The sequence below is a fragment of the Dysgonomonas sp. 520 genome, assembly GCF_010501095.1.
Taxonomy (GTDB): Bacteria; Bacteroidota; Bacteroidia; order Bacteroidales; family Dysgonomonadaceae; genus QVMP01.
In genome coordinates this window covers 42,859-56,213 of sequence record NZ_QVMP01000010.1, presented here as the reverse complement: position 1 = coordinate 56,213, position 13,355 = coordinate 42,859, and the positions used below count along the sequence as shown (strand labels likewise).

The following is a 13,355-nucleotide window of genomic DNA, read 5'->3' as shown; positions in this document are numbered from 1 at the left end:
TTTAAAAAACTATTTGCATCTGGGCAGCTATTGCATTACTATTTCTTGCTCCCCACTTATCATTATAGTCTGAATACGTGTAATTTAACTGAAACCTACAACCCGGATAGAAATAATAATTAACTGCCGCTGTATAATCTACCACCTCTGCATTTATATCTCTATTTCCATTCTGAAAATCTACTTTTCCCACAATGTTCAACTTATTTGGCATCAAATAGTATAAGGCTGTTCCGTAGATGGCTTCTTTTCTGATTCCTCCGTCATTTGCTTTTATATATTCGGCACGAGCATAAAACTTGTCTGTTTGATAATCGGAACTTATAAGCCAGCGATTCCGCACATGCTTTTTTTCCAAAACTTCTCCTGCTTTCACATAATTAGTCTGACCAAAATAGACACTGCTTCCGATCCTAAATTCTTTCATTGGTTTCAGATACAAAGCTCCCGAAAAGTCTTTGGTATCGTTACGTTCTTCCAATTTTATACCCGTACCTTGAAATATTCCGGCTGAATATTGAATCAGCTCATGTCCTGATTTCGGAAACAAATTTCCATGTACCTGAATACCAATATCTCGGCCTGTATTATTTTTCCCGTTTTGCAATTGCATCACATCGCCCCCCATGCCTATCAGATTTGAAACTGAACGGGTATTAAATATTGTTTCTATCTCTGTCAGCGACATCTGGTTTTCTAAAGAATATGGCACTTTCATCATACCGCCCTTCAGTTTGAACGCATCCGAAGGCGCCCATTCTCCATAAAATTCGTACAACATCGGATCTACAAACTCAGACAAAATAAAGTACCTGAAATTATTAAACTTACCTGTCATCGATATGAATATGGCACGAGGGTCTGCTTTATGCTTTGTTTCTGCCCGGTCATCGTACCGATACATCAACAACCCATATCCTCCAAACTTCATGTAAGGCGTATTAAATGCCTCTCTGATTTTTTCTGATTTTGAGATATTTGTCTCCGACCCTGTCTTTTCTTTCAACTCATCTGCTTCTACCTGTGTGAGCACATTTTTCTCTACCAGTTTCTTCAAGAGTTCATCATTTGAATTTTGAGCCGTAATGCTAAAACTCATCGCACAGATTAATCCTATCAGGATTGACAACTTTTTCATGTTTTGAAATATTATTTGTTTATCTATAGTTTTTTCCATCTACATATCCAAGTATCCAACAAATCGAGCAGCAAAAAAATAAGCAACCCCACCATCGACAGCATGAATATCCCGAAATACATCTGGATATAATCTATCCTATTCCACGAATCGTTGATATAAAAACCTAAGCCTTTGTCAGTGCCAAAAATTTCGGTAAAAAACAGTGCAGAAATTGCTATTCCCGACGATACTCGCAAAGAAGAAAAAACTTCCGGCAGAATAGCAGGCATTGTTATATGCCTCATCTGCTGCCATCTACTTGCTTTGATCGAGATCAGCACATCATAATCTTCTTTCGGGATATTCCGCACGGCATCACGTATCGAGATTGTCAATTGGAATACTATTATCAGGACTATTATCAGAATCTTAGAAGTTTCCCCGATTCCAAAAATTACCATTACGATAGGCAACAATGCCAATTTTGGAACAGGGTATGTGAAATAGATTAAAGGACTTAATATTTTATTTACCACCTTGTTACGCCCCATTACCAACCCTAAAACCAAGGCTATTGCCAACGAAATCAAAATACCCAGACATATACGCCTTAAACTGGCTAATGCGTGCTCTCCTATTCCATTATCCAGAGCATCAGCGTATGCCGCATACACATCCGGAGGTTTTGGCAATGCTTTCATCTGGAATATTTCGGCACAAATCCACCAAACCAGATTGAATAAGACAAAACCTAAAACAAGGAACCCGATGTAGCTGATTATTTTTTTACGTTTTTTTTCCAAAGTCGTTCAGATTAATTTTTCAAACGATTCTGTAACTTGATTGATAAACTGAAAACGTGTTTCTTTCGCCAGTTCTTTATCATTCGTTATATTTTCTACAATCTTACCCGACAACTTACTCATTATCAGAATATGCTGTCCTAAATTTACCGCCTCCTGAATGTTATGTGTGATAAACAAGGTGGTAACTTTGTATCTTGACCACAATTTGAGGAATAATTTTTGTGAAACCTGCGAAGTGAAAGCATCCAAAGCTGAAAATGGTTCATCCATCAACAGCAGGTCGGGTTGAAGAATAAATGCCCGTGCCAAAGCAACCCGCTGACGTTGCCCTCCACTCAATTCTTTGGGATAACGGTTCAGTATATCTTCTATCTCAAGAGAATGTAGAATATCTGATATTTCCTTTTCATTCTTCTCCCTATCCTTAAGTTTCAAGGGTAAATAAATGTTGTCCTTTACGTTTTTCCAATCTAAGAGTCCATAAAGTTGAGGAACATAACCAATAGACAGGTCCTCACCTGAGTTATAAATAATTCTGCCCGATTCGCCTTTCAATATCCCACACAATGCTTTCAACAGGGTAGATTTACCCGAACCCGAAGGACCTATCAGCGCATAAATCTCTCCACGGTTCATATCTAATGAAAAATCTTTCAGCACAGTTTTCTGTGCATATTTTACGGTGAGGTTCTGAATCGAGATCATCCTTAACTATTTTGGTTATTGAGCCAATATTTGGTTATCAATAAGCAAAGACTTATCAAAGTCCGGTTTCACAAGACCTCTGTCAACCAACCAATCTACAACCGACTGTATATCCTGATCCGACGGCATGACCGCTTTTGTATAAACCGGCATTTGCAAACGGGGCAAAATATCATCCGTAAAACCTAAGTCTTTCTTCAAAATGTCCGCATAATCGTTAACATTGTGAGCCAGAATATAATCCACCCCTTTATTGTATGCTTTATACATTTTCTTTATACTTTCGGCTTTATCCGTCAATGCCTCTTCTTTGAACATAATGCCAGTGATGGCAAATTTCAAACTATCGTTTGATACTAATATCTTACCTCCTTCGTTTTCGGCTTTCAACGCTATCGGATTGGGCAACCCTGTGGCATCAATCTTATTATTCACCAACATTTCGTAGCGAACGGGGATTTTGTTTATTTCTACTTTTTTTATGTCCTTTCCTGTCAAACCTACCGATTTCAAAGCCATATCCACGCAATAGTCGATCACTGTATTCTGAGATACTGCCACTTGTTTTCCTCGAAGGCCTGACAGGTCATTTATACCCGATTCTTTCGACGCCACGATGTAAAACGGAGCATCGCACTTCGACACAAGTTTCAGGGGAATACCGCCCGCCTTCTGCAATACGGCTCCGGTATAGTCAATCACCGTTCCGTCTATATTGCCACTCTGGAAAGCTGCGTCACGTTCGTTTGCCGAATAAAACTTCTCGATTTTCACATCAATACCTTCTTCTTTGAAGTATCCCTCACGTTCAGCTATGGCTAAAGGCAGATAATCCATCGAAGACATTACTCCGATCGAAACAGATTGAGATGTAGAATCTTTTGCCGTATTGTTTTTGCAAGACTGGACAAACAGTGCGCCCAATAGGAATATGAAAATTAATTTTCTCATCGAATAACCTTTTTTATTAAAATCAAACGCAAAAATATAAAATATTAAAGGAATACAGTCTCATTATGGTACAAGTTTGTAAAATAGCAATATATTATTATAAAAATGTGAAATTATGCCCATTATTTGAGATTGATTGGAGTGTTGGTTGTTCTGAACTTTGTCGGGGGGGGTGATTATTGTGCCTATTTGAATTTTACGAAAGAAATGTCGTCTTTTTAGTTATCGGTTGCGATCATCGCTTTGGACACAATCGGGGAGATGGAATGAATATTATTCCGAAACTACATTTGGAGAGAAAAAAGGAATCGTCAAGAAAAGAAAAAATCCGGCTTAAAAAACCGGATTTTCCTTGTTCAATATTTCAATCACATTTTCTTTGTCTCGCGCTATATTTTCTTTCAGTTCTTCCAGAGAATTGAACTTTTCATCCGGACGAATAAAATCGACGAACTCTACCGTCAGCCACTTATTATAAATATCCTCATCAAAATCGAAGATGTTGACCTCCAGACTTATCTGATTGCCATTCTGCAATGTAGGACGCCTTCCGATATAAAGCATTCCTTTGTATTGTTTATTTTCGATTTGTACATACACCGCATAAACACCAAAGGCAGGAATGACTTTAAAATCTTCCCATATTTGTATATTGGCTGTCGGAAAACCTATTGTCCGTCCAACCTTAAAGCCTTCTACAATTTTGCCCGATATAGTATACCTGTACGACAACAACTGAGCTGCCTTGCGAACATCTCCGTTACCCAATAATCTGCGGATTCGGGAAGAACTGACATGCTCTAAAGAACTATATTCCGTTGCCTGAACAACATCCATCCCAACTTCCTGTCCATATTTACGGTATTCGTCAAAACCATCTTCCCGATTGTGTCCAAAGCGATGATCGTAACCGATTACTAAAGTGTCTACATTCAACTGCTCTTTCAGCACTTTATGGATGAAATCCCTTGCCGAAAACAACGACATTTCTTTCGTAAAATCCAAACTGACACAATAGTCAACACCTGTCTTGGACAACCTGCTCAACTTTTCTTCATAGCCGCAAAGCAAAGCCGGCTGATAGTCGGATTGAAGAACCTGACGGGGATGAACGGGAAAAGTAACGACAGCAGACGACAATCCTTTCTCGTGTGCAATTTCCTTGATTTGCTCTATGAGGCAACGATGCCCGACATGAACTCCATCAAAAAAACCGATCGCTGCAACCAATGGCGTACGATTGGAGGTTTGACTAATATTGATAATTTCCACAAACTATTATTATTGATCCAGATCAAATATTTTTCTCAAGTCCTCATCCTGATTTGTCAAGCGAGACTGAAGCCCGAAGAAACGCCCCATATCTATATTTGCCTGACCATCGTCAAGAAACAATGTTTCGGACGGCTTGATGCCCGAATCTTGTATCACATATTCATATATCATTTTCTCAGGCTTTGCCGATCCCACTTGAAAAGAATAATAACATTTGTCGAAGAACGCTGTGATGGGTTCTCCTGTCGGCGAAAAATCTTTCGATTCGGCCCAACCCATAATCACAGGGTTGGTGTTGCTGATGAGATATACGTTATATTTTTTTCTCAGATCTTTCAGCAACTGAAACTTATACTCGGGTATTCCTGTCAAAAATGCCATCCACCCCGATGCAATATCTTCATCCGAAATATATTTTCCTGCAAGTTTCCGGACTTCGTTGTTGAATTCATCCAAAGAAATTTTGCCTTCTTCCAATGCCAGAAAAATTCCTTCCTGACGAAATTCGTTCAAATAGTCTTCGATGTTTTCCACACCGATTTCCTTAAACCGGTTAATCGCATTTTCTTTATTTATGCCGATGATTACACCACCAAAGTCAAAAAGGACATTCTTTATATTTTTCATACCCAGCTAATAGTTTGAATTCTCTTTGTTTTTTCCTACTCTCTCAAATATTACGGCTACGAAGATACTCATTATTTTTTCGAAGCCCGAAAAAAGGAGTCAGATTAATTTTTCCGTTTTTTTCCGAAAATGGACAAAACTGTCTGAAATCATTACTTATTCAGTCATTTTTTTGCAGAAGTCATCTAGACTTTTTAAATTATACTTAATTTTTGAGTTTTTGTCATGTTGAACGTAGTGAAACATCTAAAAAACAGATCCTTCGATACTCTCAGGATGACAAAATTGAATAAAACGAAAAAGTCTAGATGACTTCGCAGATAAAAAATCAATAATCCCGATAAATATCTCTTTTTTTATCTTTTTTTGCTCTAGCTTCACTACATTTGCAATCTATCTTAAAATCGTTGAGTATCATGTTAGTTAAAATATATCCGGACAATCCCAGTCAGAAAGAAATTGATAAAGTTGTAAATGTTCTGTACGACGGAGGACTTATTATTTACCCCACCGACACGGTATACGCCATGGGCTGTGATGCGCTGAACGTAAAGGCTGTGGAGCGAATATGCAAAATAAAAGGCATAAACCCCGATAAGAATAATTTGTCAATCATTTGCTACGACCTCAGCAACATCAGTGAATATGCCAAGGTCGACAATGCCACTTTCAAGCTGATGAAGAAGAACTTGCCGGGTCCTTTCACATTCATACTGAACACCACCTCCGAATTGCCTAAAATATACAAAAACAGAAAATCTGTGGGAATTCGTGTTCCCGACAACAATATTATAAGAGAGTTGGTAAACAGCTTAGGTTCACCTATCCTGACCACCTCGCTTAAAGACGACGATGAGGTGATAGAATATTCTACCGACCCCGAATTGATTTATGAAAAATATAAAGACTCTATCAATATTATTGTCGACGGGGGATATGGAGGGGTAGAAGCCTCCACGATAGTAGACTGCACGGGAGACGAACCTGTGATTGTAAGACAAGGAAAAGGCGAATTGATATTGTAAGTGTCATTTTAATGTTATACTTTTGTGAAAATGACAATATTTCATCGAATTTACAAAACAGCTTACATATTGACTTTTGCAATTCTTTGAAAATTCTCATAAAAAACAGACAAGGTTTCAGACCTTTTCATTGCTTTGGTAAGCAAAACAGCCTCAGCAAGTTATAGTATAGAAATCATCATTAAATCTTATCAGTTATTATAGATGAAGGTAATGAAGTTCGGCGGCACATCGCTTGGTTCCGCAAAAAACATTCTTAATGTAAAAAACATCGTTGAAAAAGAGTCCGGCCCGGTAGTGTTGGTCATATCGGCATTCGAGGGGATAACGGACAGGTTGCTTCATACCTCAGAACTTGCAGCAATAGGAAACCCGGGTTACAACGAAGAGTTTCAGTCTATTGTAAAATACCATCTTGACATAATTGAAGGACTAGGCTTAGACAAAAATTACGAGCTTGAAATAAAGATAGATGCCTTATTCGAAGAATTGGGAAATATCTTTAAAGGTGTATTTCTTATCAACGACCTGTCGCCACGCACATCCGACAAGATTGTCAGTTACGGCGAACGGCTGTCGAGCCTCATCGTCGGCGAAGTTTTCAACGATTTTTTATTGCTCGATTCCACACAACTAATTAAAACAGAAGCCTCTTTCGACAAACATATCCCCGATTTGGAACTATCGAGCAGATTAATAAAGTCTGCTTTCGAAAATTCGGAAGGTAAGGTGATTGCTCCCGGATTTATTTCGAGTTGCAAGCACAAAGATGAAATCACAAATCTGGGTCGTGGAGGGTCTGATTATACGGCTGCTATTTTTGCCTCAGCCTTAAACGCTGATGTTCTGGAACTATGGACAAACGTGGATGGCTTTATGACAGCCGACCCTCAAATCATAAATACGGCATACGTAATAGATTACCTGACATACACGGAGGCTACCGAATTGTGTAATTTTGGTGCCAAGATCATATATCCGCCAACAATTTTCCCGGTTTATCACAAAAATATACCGATCCATATAAAAAACACATTCAATCCGGATGCTCCGGGTACATATATTACGAAGGAAAAAAATCCGGACAGAAAAAAACGCTCGGTTATTTCCGGCATTTCTTCTATCGACGACACTTGCCTGCTCACTCTGCAAGGACTTGGCATGGTGGGTATAATCGGGGTTAACTATCGCATATTTAGGGCATTGGCAAACTGTGGCGTAAGTGTTTTTCTTGTATCACAGGCTTCTTCCGAAAACAGCACATCTATCGGGGTGCGCACTGCGGATGCAGATTTGGCCGTGAAGGCTTTGGAAGATGAGTTTGCTCACGATATTTCTCTGGGAAGCATCAACAGGGTGCTGCGGGAGCAAGATCTGGCCACGGTTTCCGTTGTTGGAGAAAACATGAAGTATACTCCCGGCATAGCGGGACGCTTGTTCTCTACACTAGGAAAAAGCGGCATCAGTGTGGTTGCTTGTGCGCAGGGAGCTTCGGAAGTGAATATTTCGTTTGTAATAAAGAAGCAACATTTGCGCAAGGCTCTTAACTCTTTGCACGACTCGTTCTTTTTGTCTCAATACAAGGTACTTAACCTGTTTATTGTGGGTATCGGTACTGTCGGGGGAAATTTGATAGAGCAAATAAGACAGCAACAGCCTAAGCTGATAGAACAATATGCACTGAAACTGAATGTAGTAGGAATTGCAAGAGGAAGAAAAGCCATATTTTGCAGAGAAGGCTTGAACCTTGAAAACTATAAAAACGACCTTGACGAAAAAGGGGTTCCCAGTTCGCCGGACAAATTGCTGCACAACATTCTGGATATGAATATCTTCAATGCTACTTTTGTTGACTGCACCGCCAACGAAAGCATAGCCGGACTGTATGAGGACTTGTTGTCTAAAAACATTTCTGTGGTCACGGCAAACAAGGTGGCAGCATCCTCCGCCTACGAAAATTATGCTAAACTGAAAGAGATTTCGAGGGAGAGAAATGTAAAATTCCTTTTCGAGACAAATGTTGGTGCGGGATTGCCTATTATAAATACAATGAACTCCTTGATAAATTCGGGAGATAAAATCATAAAATTGGAAGCAGTTCTTTCAGGAACATTAAACTTCATATTCAATACAATAAGCAAAGATATACCTTTCAGCCAAGCTATAATGATGGCAGAGAAAGCAGGTTTTGCAGAACCTGACCCACGTATCGACCTGAGCGGAACGGATGTAGTGCGCAAGTTGGTGATTCTTGTTCGTGAAGCGGGTTACGTAGTAAATCAGGAAGATGTGGAGAAACGTTTGTTCGTACCCCCAAAATATTTTGATGGAACATTAGAAGAGTTTTGGGCAACGATCAACGAATTGGATGAAGAATTTGAAACCCTGCGTCAAAAGCTGGAATCGGAAAATAAAAAATTGCGCTTTGTGGCAAAATATGAAGCCGGAAAATGCGAAGTCGGTTTGCAGGAAATTCCGTCTACACATCCTTTCTACGATTTGGAGGGCAGCAATAATATTATCCAGATAACGACAGAACGATACAACGAATATCCGATGATAATAAAAGGCTACGGAGCAGGAGCCAGTGTTACGGCGGCGGGCGTATTTGCCGATATTATCAGTATCGCTAATGTGAGATAATTCCCAGTTACGAGTGGGGAGGAGATACAAAACAAAAATTGTGGAAACCAAGTGTTTCGAAGATATTTGCACACAGAAAACACTGATACGACAGACGTAAAAAACTGTGTGCCATATTTTTAGTTTTTCATTCTTAATTTTTTAATTTAATGAAATATATAATAGTTTTAGGTGATGGCATGGCAGATGAGCCGATAAAAGCACTGGGAGGAAAAACCCCTTTGCAAGTGGCAAACAAGCCATACATAGATATGCTGGCTGCAAAAGGCAAGAACGGGATTTTGGACACCATTCCCGCCGGATTTAAGCCGGGAAGCGAGATTGCAAATCTTTCTGTTCTGGGCTATGATGTGCCCAAGGTTTTCGAAGGGCGTGGATCTCTCGAAGCCGCAAGCATGGATGTAGATATAGAACCGAATGAGATGGCTATGCGCTGCAACCTGATTTGTGTGGAAGACGGAAAAATAAAAAACCACTCGGCAGGACATATATCGAGCGAAGAAGCAAAAGAACTTATCTTGTTTTTGGATAAGGAACTGAATGACGGAAAGGCAAGCTTCTATCCGGGAGTTTCGTATCGTCATTTATTGAAACTGAAAGGCGGCAATAAAAACCTCGACTGCACAGCTCCGCACGATGTTCCGGGTACTCCGTTCAAAGATGTACTGATAAAAGCGACAACTCAGGATGCAGAAGAAACTGCTGCTTATTTGAACGACTTGATACTGAAATCTCAAGAACTGTTGAAAGATCATCCTGTCAACAAGAAACGTATTGCCGAGGGAAAAGACCCTGCCAATAGCATTTGGCCTTGGTCGCCCGGTTACAGGCCTCAAATGCAAAGTTTACAAGAACTTTTCGGAATAAAATCAGGCTCCGTTATTTCGGCCGTAGACTTGATTATGGGAATCGGAAAATATGCAGGACTGAAACTTATTCACGTAGAAGGTGCAACAGGGTTGTACGACACCAACTATGAAGGCAAAGCTCAAGCTGCCATTGATGCACTGAAAGAGGATAATTTTGTATATCTCCACATCGAAGCCAGCGACGAAGCCGGTCACGAGGGAGATTATGACCTGAAAATAAAGACAATAGAATATCTTGACAATCGTGTGGTGAAAACGATATACGAAACTGTAAAGGATTGGGACGAACCTGTAACGATTGCAATTTTGCCCGACCACCCCACCCCATGCGATCTGAAAACTCATACCAGCAAACCGGTACCTTTCATTATTTATCGCACAAACGACGAAGCAAACGCCGATAGCGTGCAAGTGTACGATGAGTTTGCCGCAGAAAAAGGTGCATACGGACTGATAAAAGGGCGTGAGTTTATGGAAACATTGTTCAGCAATAAATAAAAACTACAGATATGAAATATTACAGTACAAACAAACAAGCACCGGACGTTAGCCTTCAAGAAGCAGTAGTGAAAGGATTGGCGCCCGACAAAGGTCTTTACATGCCTGAAAAGATCAAACAATTGCCTCAAGATTTTTTCGACAAAATAGATACACTTAGTTTTCAGGAAATTGCTTATACGGTTGCTGACGCATTCTTCGGTGAAGATATTGAAGCCGATACGTTGAAACAGATTGTGTACGATACACTTAGTTTCGACACCCCTCTGGTTCATATAAACGACAACATATACAGCCTTGAACTTTATCATGGACCGACGCTGGCTTTCAAAGATGTAGGAGCGCGATTCATGGCTCGTTTGTTAGGCTATTTCATTAAGAAACAAGGACAAACGGACGTCAAGGTACTTGTTGCAACATCCGGAGACACAGGCAGTGCTGTTGCCAACGGATTTCTCGGTGTGAAAGGAATTCATGTTTATGTACTTTACCCGAAAGGAAAAGTAAGTGAAATTCAGGAATGTCAGTTTACAACATTGGGGCAAAACATTACAGCTCTGGAGATTGACGGAACATTCGACGATTGCCAGGCTCTTGTAAAAACCGCCTTTCTGGATAAAGAACTGAACGAGAAACTGAACCTGACATCGGCAAATTCTATCAATATAGCACGTTTTCTGCCTCAGGCATTTTACTACTTCCATGCTTATGCCCAACTGAAAAAACAAGGCAAAGCTAAGAATGTGGTATTTTGTGTTCCGAGCGGTAACTTCGGCAACCTGACTGCCGGACTGATTGCCAAACGCATGGGACTGCCTGTTGAACGTTTCATTGCTGCCAACAATGCCAACGATGTTTTCTTTGAATATCTGGAAACAGGAAAATACAATCCTCGTCCATCTGTACACACCTTGGCTAATGCTATGGACGTAGGCGATCCCAGCAATTTTGCACGGATATTGGATTTGTACAACCACTCGCATAAAGCTATAACAGAAGACATAGAAGGATATCGTTTTATGGATGAAGCCATAACAAACATAGTTGGTTACACTTACGATCGTACGGGTTATTTGCTCGACCCTCATGGAGCATGTGGGTATGCTGCCCTTGAAGACGGATTGAGGGACGATGAGGTTGGAATATTCCTCGAAACGGCTCACCCAACCAAATTCTTGGACACTGTGGAATCCATCGTTAAAAAGGAAATTGAAATTCCTCAGCCGTTGAAAGAATTTATGAAAGGCGAAAAGAAAAGCATCGGTTTGAGTAAGAATTTCGACGATTTCAAAGCTGAATTGTTGAAGTAAACATAAAGGAGGTGTCCCAAAAGTAAATTTTGGTATCTTTTTGTCATCCTGAACAGAGTGAAGGATCTGTTTTTAAGAATAGAGATTCTTCGTTACACTCAGAATGACAACGTTCGAGGAGCGAAGGCGACTCAATGACAAAGATGAGTAACACTTTGATAGTGTAATCTTACTTCTGGGACACCTCCTCTTACTTTTAAACATTACGCTTTTATTTCAACGCACTCAGAACTTCCGGCATCATCATCCAGATAGTGTTTTCCGTTTGAGCGGTATAAACGTTTCCGTCCACTTCAAACTTTTCGTCCGAAACAACAGCATTTTTTATTGCCGATTTAGCCAATGGGTGTGCAGCTATTTTTTTGCCATCCACAGCACCTACACTGTCGAACATCATTCCTGCCGCACAGTGCCCGATTAATATTTTACCTTTTTCCGAAAAAGATTTTATTAGCGACAACATATCCTGATTATATTGCTCTCCTGCATTTTCGCCAAATTTAGGGATAGCATCGCCACAGCCAAACACCAACGCATCGTATTCGTCCTCATGCCCCTTCAGGCTTGCAATCACATCATCTACAATAAGAGTTACACCCGAATTTGTTTTAATCTCTTTTGTGTCTGCCACCGCAAAGGTTTTATACGAAATGCCATTCTCGAAAAATGCTTCCAAATATTGGAACAAGCCAAATCCATTCACAGGGTTCACTGCCAAAACCGCTACTTTTTTTGCCATAATCTTAAATAATTTAATGTTTTACAATAGTTACTTTGAGTAAGTTTCTTATTTTTGTATAGCAAAAGTAGACATTCAACATCAACAAAACAAGAACGAACATAAAACTCAGGCACTTACAGTTTTGTAAGTATTGCTCATACACAACAGAATATGAAAGAAAAAAAAATTATAGAATTTCAAACATTAGAAAATTGTCCTGTTCGAAATGTCTTATGCAGGCTTGGCGACAAATGGTCGATACTCGTATTAATTATGCTTCGTGAGAAAGGCACCCTTCGTTTTAGTGATCTACATAAGAATATACGGGACATTTCGCAACGCATGCTGACCGTAACTCTAAAATCATTGGAGGCAGACGGTTTGGTTTCAAGGAAAGTATATGCGGAAGTTCCGCCACGCGTTGAATATACTCTGACCGAGACAGGAGAGGGACTGATACCTCACATACAGGCTCTTGTTGACTGGGCGGCGGAATATATGCCCCAAATAATGGAGAGCAGGAAAAGTTTTATTTGAACAGCAAAGTACGGAATCTAGCGAATAACAATCAGTGTATCTTTATTTCAACCGTTCTAAGGGTAATCAGCAAGAAACTGGTAATTACTTGCGCCAATCGGTAGCTGAGAAATGTTGGATTATTTTCGATATTTCGTAGGGGCGAATAAACATTCGCCCGTATATATTTTTCTTTTCGGGCGTAAAATTTTACGCCCCAACTTTCGGGCAAACTAGAAGCCTGCCCCTACAACGACTTGGCATTATTTATATTCTTTATGGCAAAGAA

General features: G+C 39.9%; 12 protein-coding genes. 5 read left to right on the top strand and 7 right to left on the bottom strand.

The window, feature by feature from the left end:
- Nucleotide 1 precedes the first annotated feature (1 nt).
- The 6 genes from D0T56_RS07845 to D0T56_RS07820 all read right to left on the bottom strand — a co-directional run bounded on the left by D0T56_RS07845 (nt 2) and on the right by D0T56_RS07820 (nt 5,484).
- The gene (locus D0T56_RS07845; RefSeq protein ID WP_163319592.1) at nt 2-1,138 is read right to left on the bottom strand and encodes a porin; all 1,137 of its coding nucleotides are present in this window, start codon (nt 1,136-1,138) and stop codon (nt 2-4) included.
- Nucleotides 1,139-1,161: 23 nt separating this feature from the next.
- On the bottom strand, nt 1,162-1,923 hold the full coding sequence (locus D0T56_RS07840) for an ABC transporter permease (protein ID WP_163319591.1): 762 nt from the start codon (nt 1,921-1,923) through the stop codon (nt 1,162-1,164).
- A 6-nt stretch (nt 1,924-1,929) separates the two neighbouring features.
- Complete coding sequence (locus tag D0T56_RS07835) at nt 1,930-2,631, bottom strand: ABC transporter ATP-binding protein (RefSeq protein WP_163319590.1); 702 nt, start codon at nt 2,629-2,631, stop codon at nt 1,930-1,932.
- Nucleotides 2,632-2,646: 15 nt separating this feature from the next.
- Nucleotides 2,647-3,582 (bottom strand): ABC transporter substrate-binding protein, encoded by a 936-nt coding sequence (locus D0T56_RS07830; protein WP_163319589.1) that lies wholly within the window; start codon nt 3,580-3,582, stop codon nt 2,647-2,649.
- A 333-nt stretch (nt 3,583-3,915) separates the two neighbouring features.
- Nucleotides 3,916-4,854, bottom strand: coding sequence for a bifunctional riboflavin kinase/FAD synthetase (locus D0T56_RS07825; RefSeq protein ID WP_163319588.1), 939 nt, complete (start codon nt 4,852-4,854; stop codon nt 3,916-3,918).
- Between the two features lie 9 nt (nt 4,855-4,863).
- Nucleotides 4,864-5,484, bottom strand: coding sequence for an HAD family phosphatase (locus D0T56_RS07820; protein WP_163319587.1), 621 nt, complete (start codon nt 5,482-5,484; stop codon nt 4,864-4,866).
- 416 nt (nt 5,485-5,900) lie between these two features.
- Here D0T56_RS07820 and D0T56_RS07815 point away from each other — a divergent pair, with 416 nt between their 5' ends.
- The 4 genes from D0T56_RS07815 (at nt 5,901) to thrC (ending at nt 11,829) form a co-directional block, all read left to right on the top strand.
- Nucleotides 5,901-6,509 carry an L-threonylcarbamoyladenylate synthase gene (locus D0T56_RS07815; RefSeq protein WP_163319586.1) on the top strand — a complete coding sequence of 203 codons (609 nt, stop codon included), beginning with the start codon at nt 5,901-5,903 and terminating at the stop codon, nt 6,507-6,509.
- A gap of 204 nt (nt 6,510-6,713) precedes the next feature.
- Entirely contained in the window at nt 6,714-9,152 is a 2,439-nt protein-coding gene (thrA, locus tag D0T56_RS07810; RefSeq protein WP_163319585.1) for a bifunctional aspartate kinase/homoserine dehydrogenase I, read from the top strand.
- 149 nt (nt 9,153-9,301) lie between these two features.
- Nucleotides 9,302-10,519, top strand: coding sequence for a cofactor-independent phosphoglycerate mutase (locus tag D0T56_RS07805; protein WP_163319584.1), 1,218 nt, complete (start codon nt 9,302-9,304; stop codon nt 10,517-10,519).
- 11 nt (nt 10,520-10,530) lie between these two features.
- The gene (gene thrC / locus D0T56_RS07800; RefSeq protein ID WP_163319583.1) at nt 10,531-11,829 is read left to right on the top strand and encodes a threonine synthase; all 1,299 of its coding nucleotides are present in this window, start codon (nt 10,531-10,533) and stop codon (nt 11,827-11,829) included.
- A gap of 211 nt (nt 11,830-12,040) precedes the next feature.
- On the opposite strand, the gene D0T56_RS07795 is transcribed toward thrC, so the two are convergent.
- Nucleotides 12,041-12,568 carry a DJ-1/PfpI family protein gene (locus tag D0T56_RS07795; RefSeq protein ID WP_163319582.1) on the bottom strand — a complete coding sequence of 176 codons (528 nt, stop codon included), beginning with the start codon at nt 12,566-12,568 and terminating at the stop codon, nt 12,041-12,043.
- A 153-nt stretch (nt 12,569-12,721) separates the two neighbouring features.
- On the opposite strand from D0T56_RS07795, the gene D0T56_RS07790 reads away from it, so the two are divergent.
- Nucleotides 12,722-13,087: a helix-turn-helix domain-containing protein gene (locus tag D0T56_RS07790; protein ID WP_163319581.1), complete on the top strand. Its 366-nt coding sequence runs from the start codon at nt 12,722-12,724 to the stop codon at nt 13,085-13,087.
- Nucleotides 13,088-13,355: the final 268 nt, after the last annotated feature.

What these genes read in the sequence shown, in the direction of transcription:
- D0T56_RS07845 (WP_163319592.1), bottom strand. Translation starts at nt 1,138, where the DNA reads ATGAAAAAGTTGTCAATCCTGATAGGATTAATCTGTGCGATGAGTTTT.
- D0T56_RS07835 (WP_163319590.1), bottom strand. Translation starts at nt 2,631, where the DNA reads ATGATCTCGATTCAGAACCTCACCGTAAAATATGCACAGAAAACTGTG.
- D0T56_RS07830 (WP_163319589.1), bottom strand. Translation starts at nt 3,582, where the DNA reads ATGAGAAAATTAATTTTCATATTCCTATTGGGCGCACTGTTTGTCCAG.
- D0T56_RS07820 (WP_163319587.1), bottom strand. Translation starts at nt 5,484, where the DNA reads ATGAAAAATATAAAGAATGTCCTTTTTGACTTTGGTGGTGTAATCATC.
- D0T56_RS07815 (WP_163319586.1), top strand. Translation starts at nt 5,901, where the DNA reads ATGTTAGTTAAAATATATCCGGACAATCCCAGTCAGAAAGAAATTGAT.
- thrA (WP_163319585.1), top strand. Translation starts at nt 6,714, where the DNA reads ATGAAGGTAATGAAGTTCGGCGGCACATCGCTTGGTTCCGCAAAAAAC.
- D0T56_RS07805 (WP_163319584.1), top strand. Translation starts at nt 9,302, where the DNA reads ATGAAATATATAATAGTTTTAGGTGATGGCATGGCAGATGAGCCGATA.
- thrC (WP_163319583.1), top strand. Translation starts at nt 10,531, where the DNA reads ATGAAATATTACAGTACAAACAAACAAGCACCGGACGTTAGCCTTCAA.
- D0T56_RS07795 (WP_163319582.1), bottom strand. Translation starts at nt 12,568, where the DNA reads ATGGCAAAAAAAGTAGCGGTTTTGGCAGTGAACCCTGTGAATGGATTT.
- D0T56_RS07790 (WP_163319581.1), top strand. Translation starts at nt 12,722, where the DNA reads ATGAAAGAAAAAAAAATTATAGAATTTCAAACATTAGAAAATTGTCCT.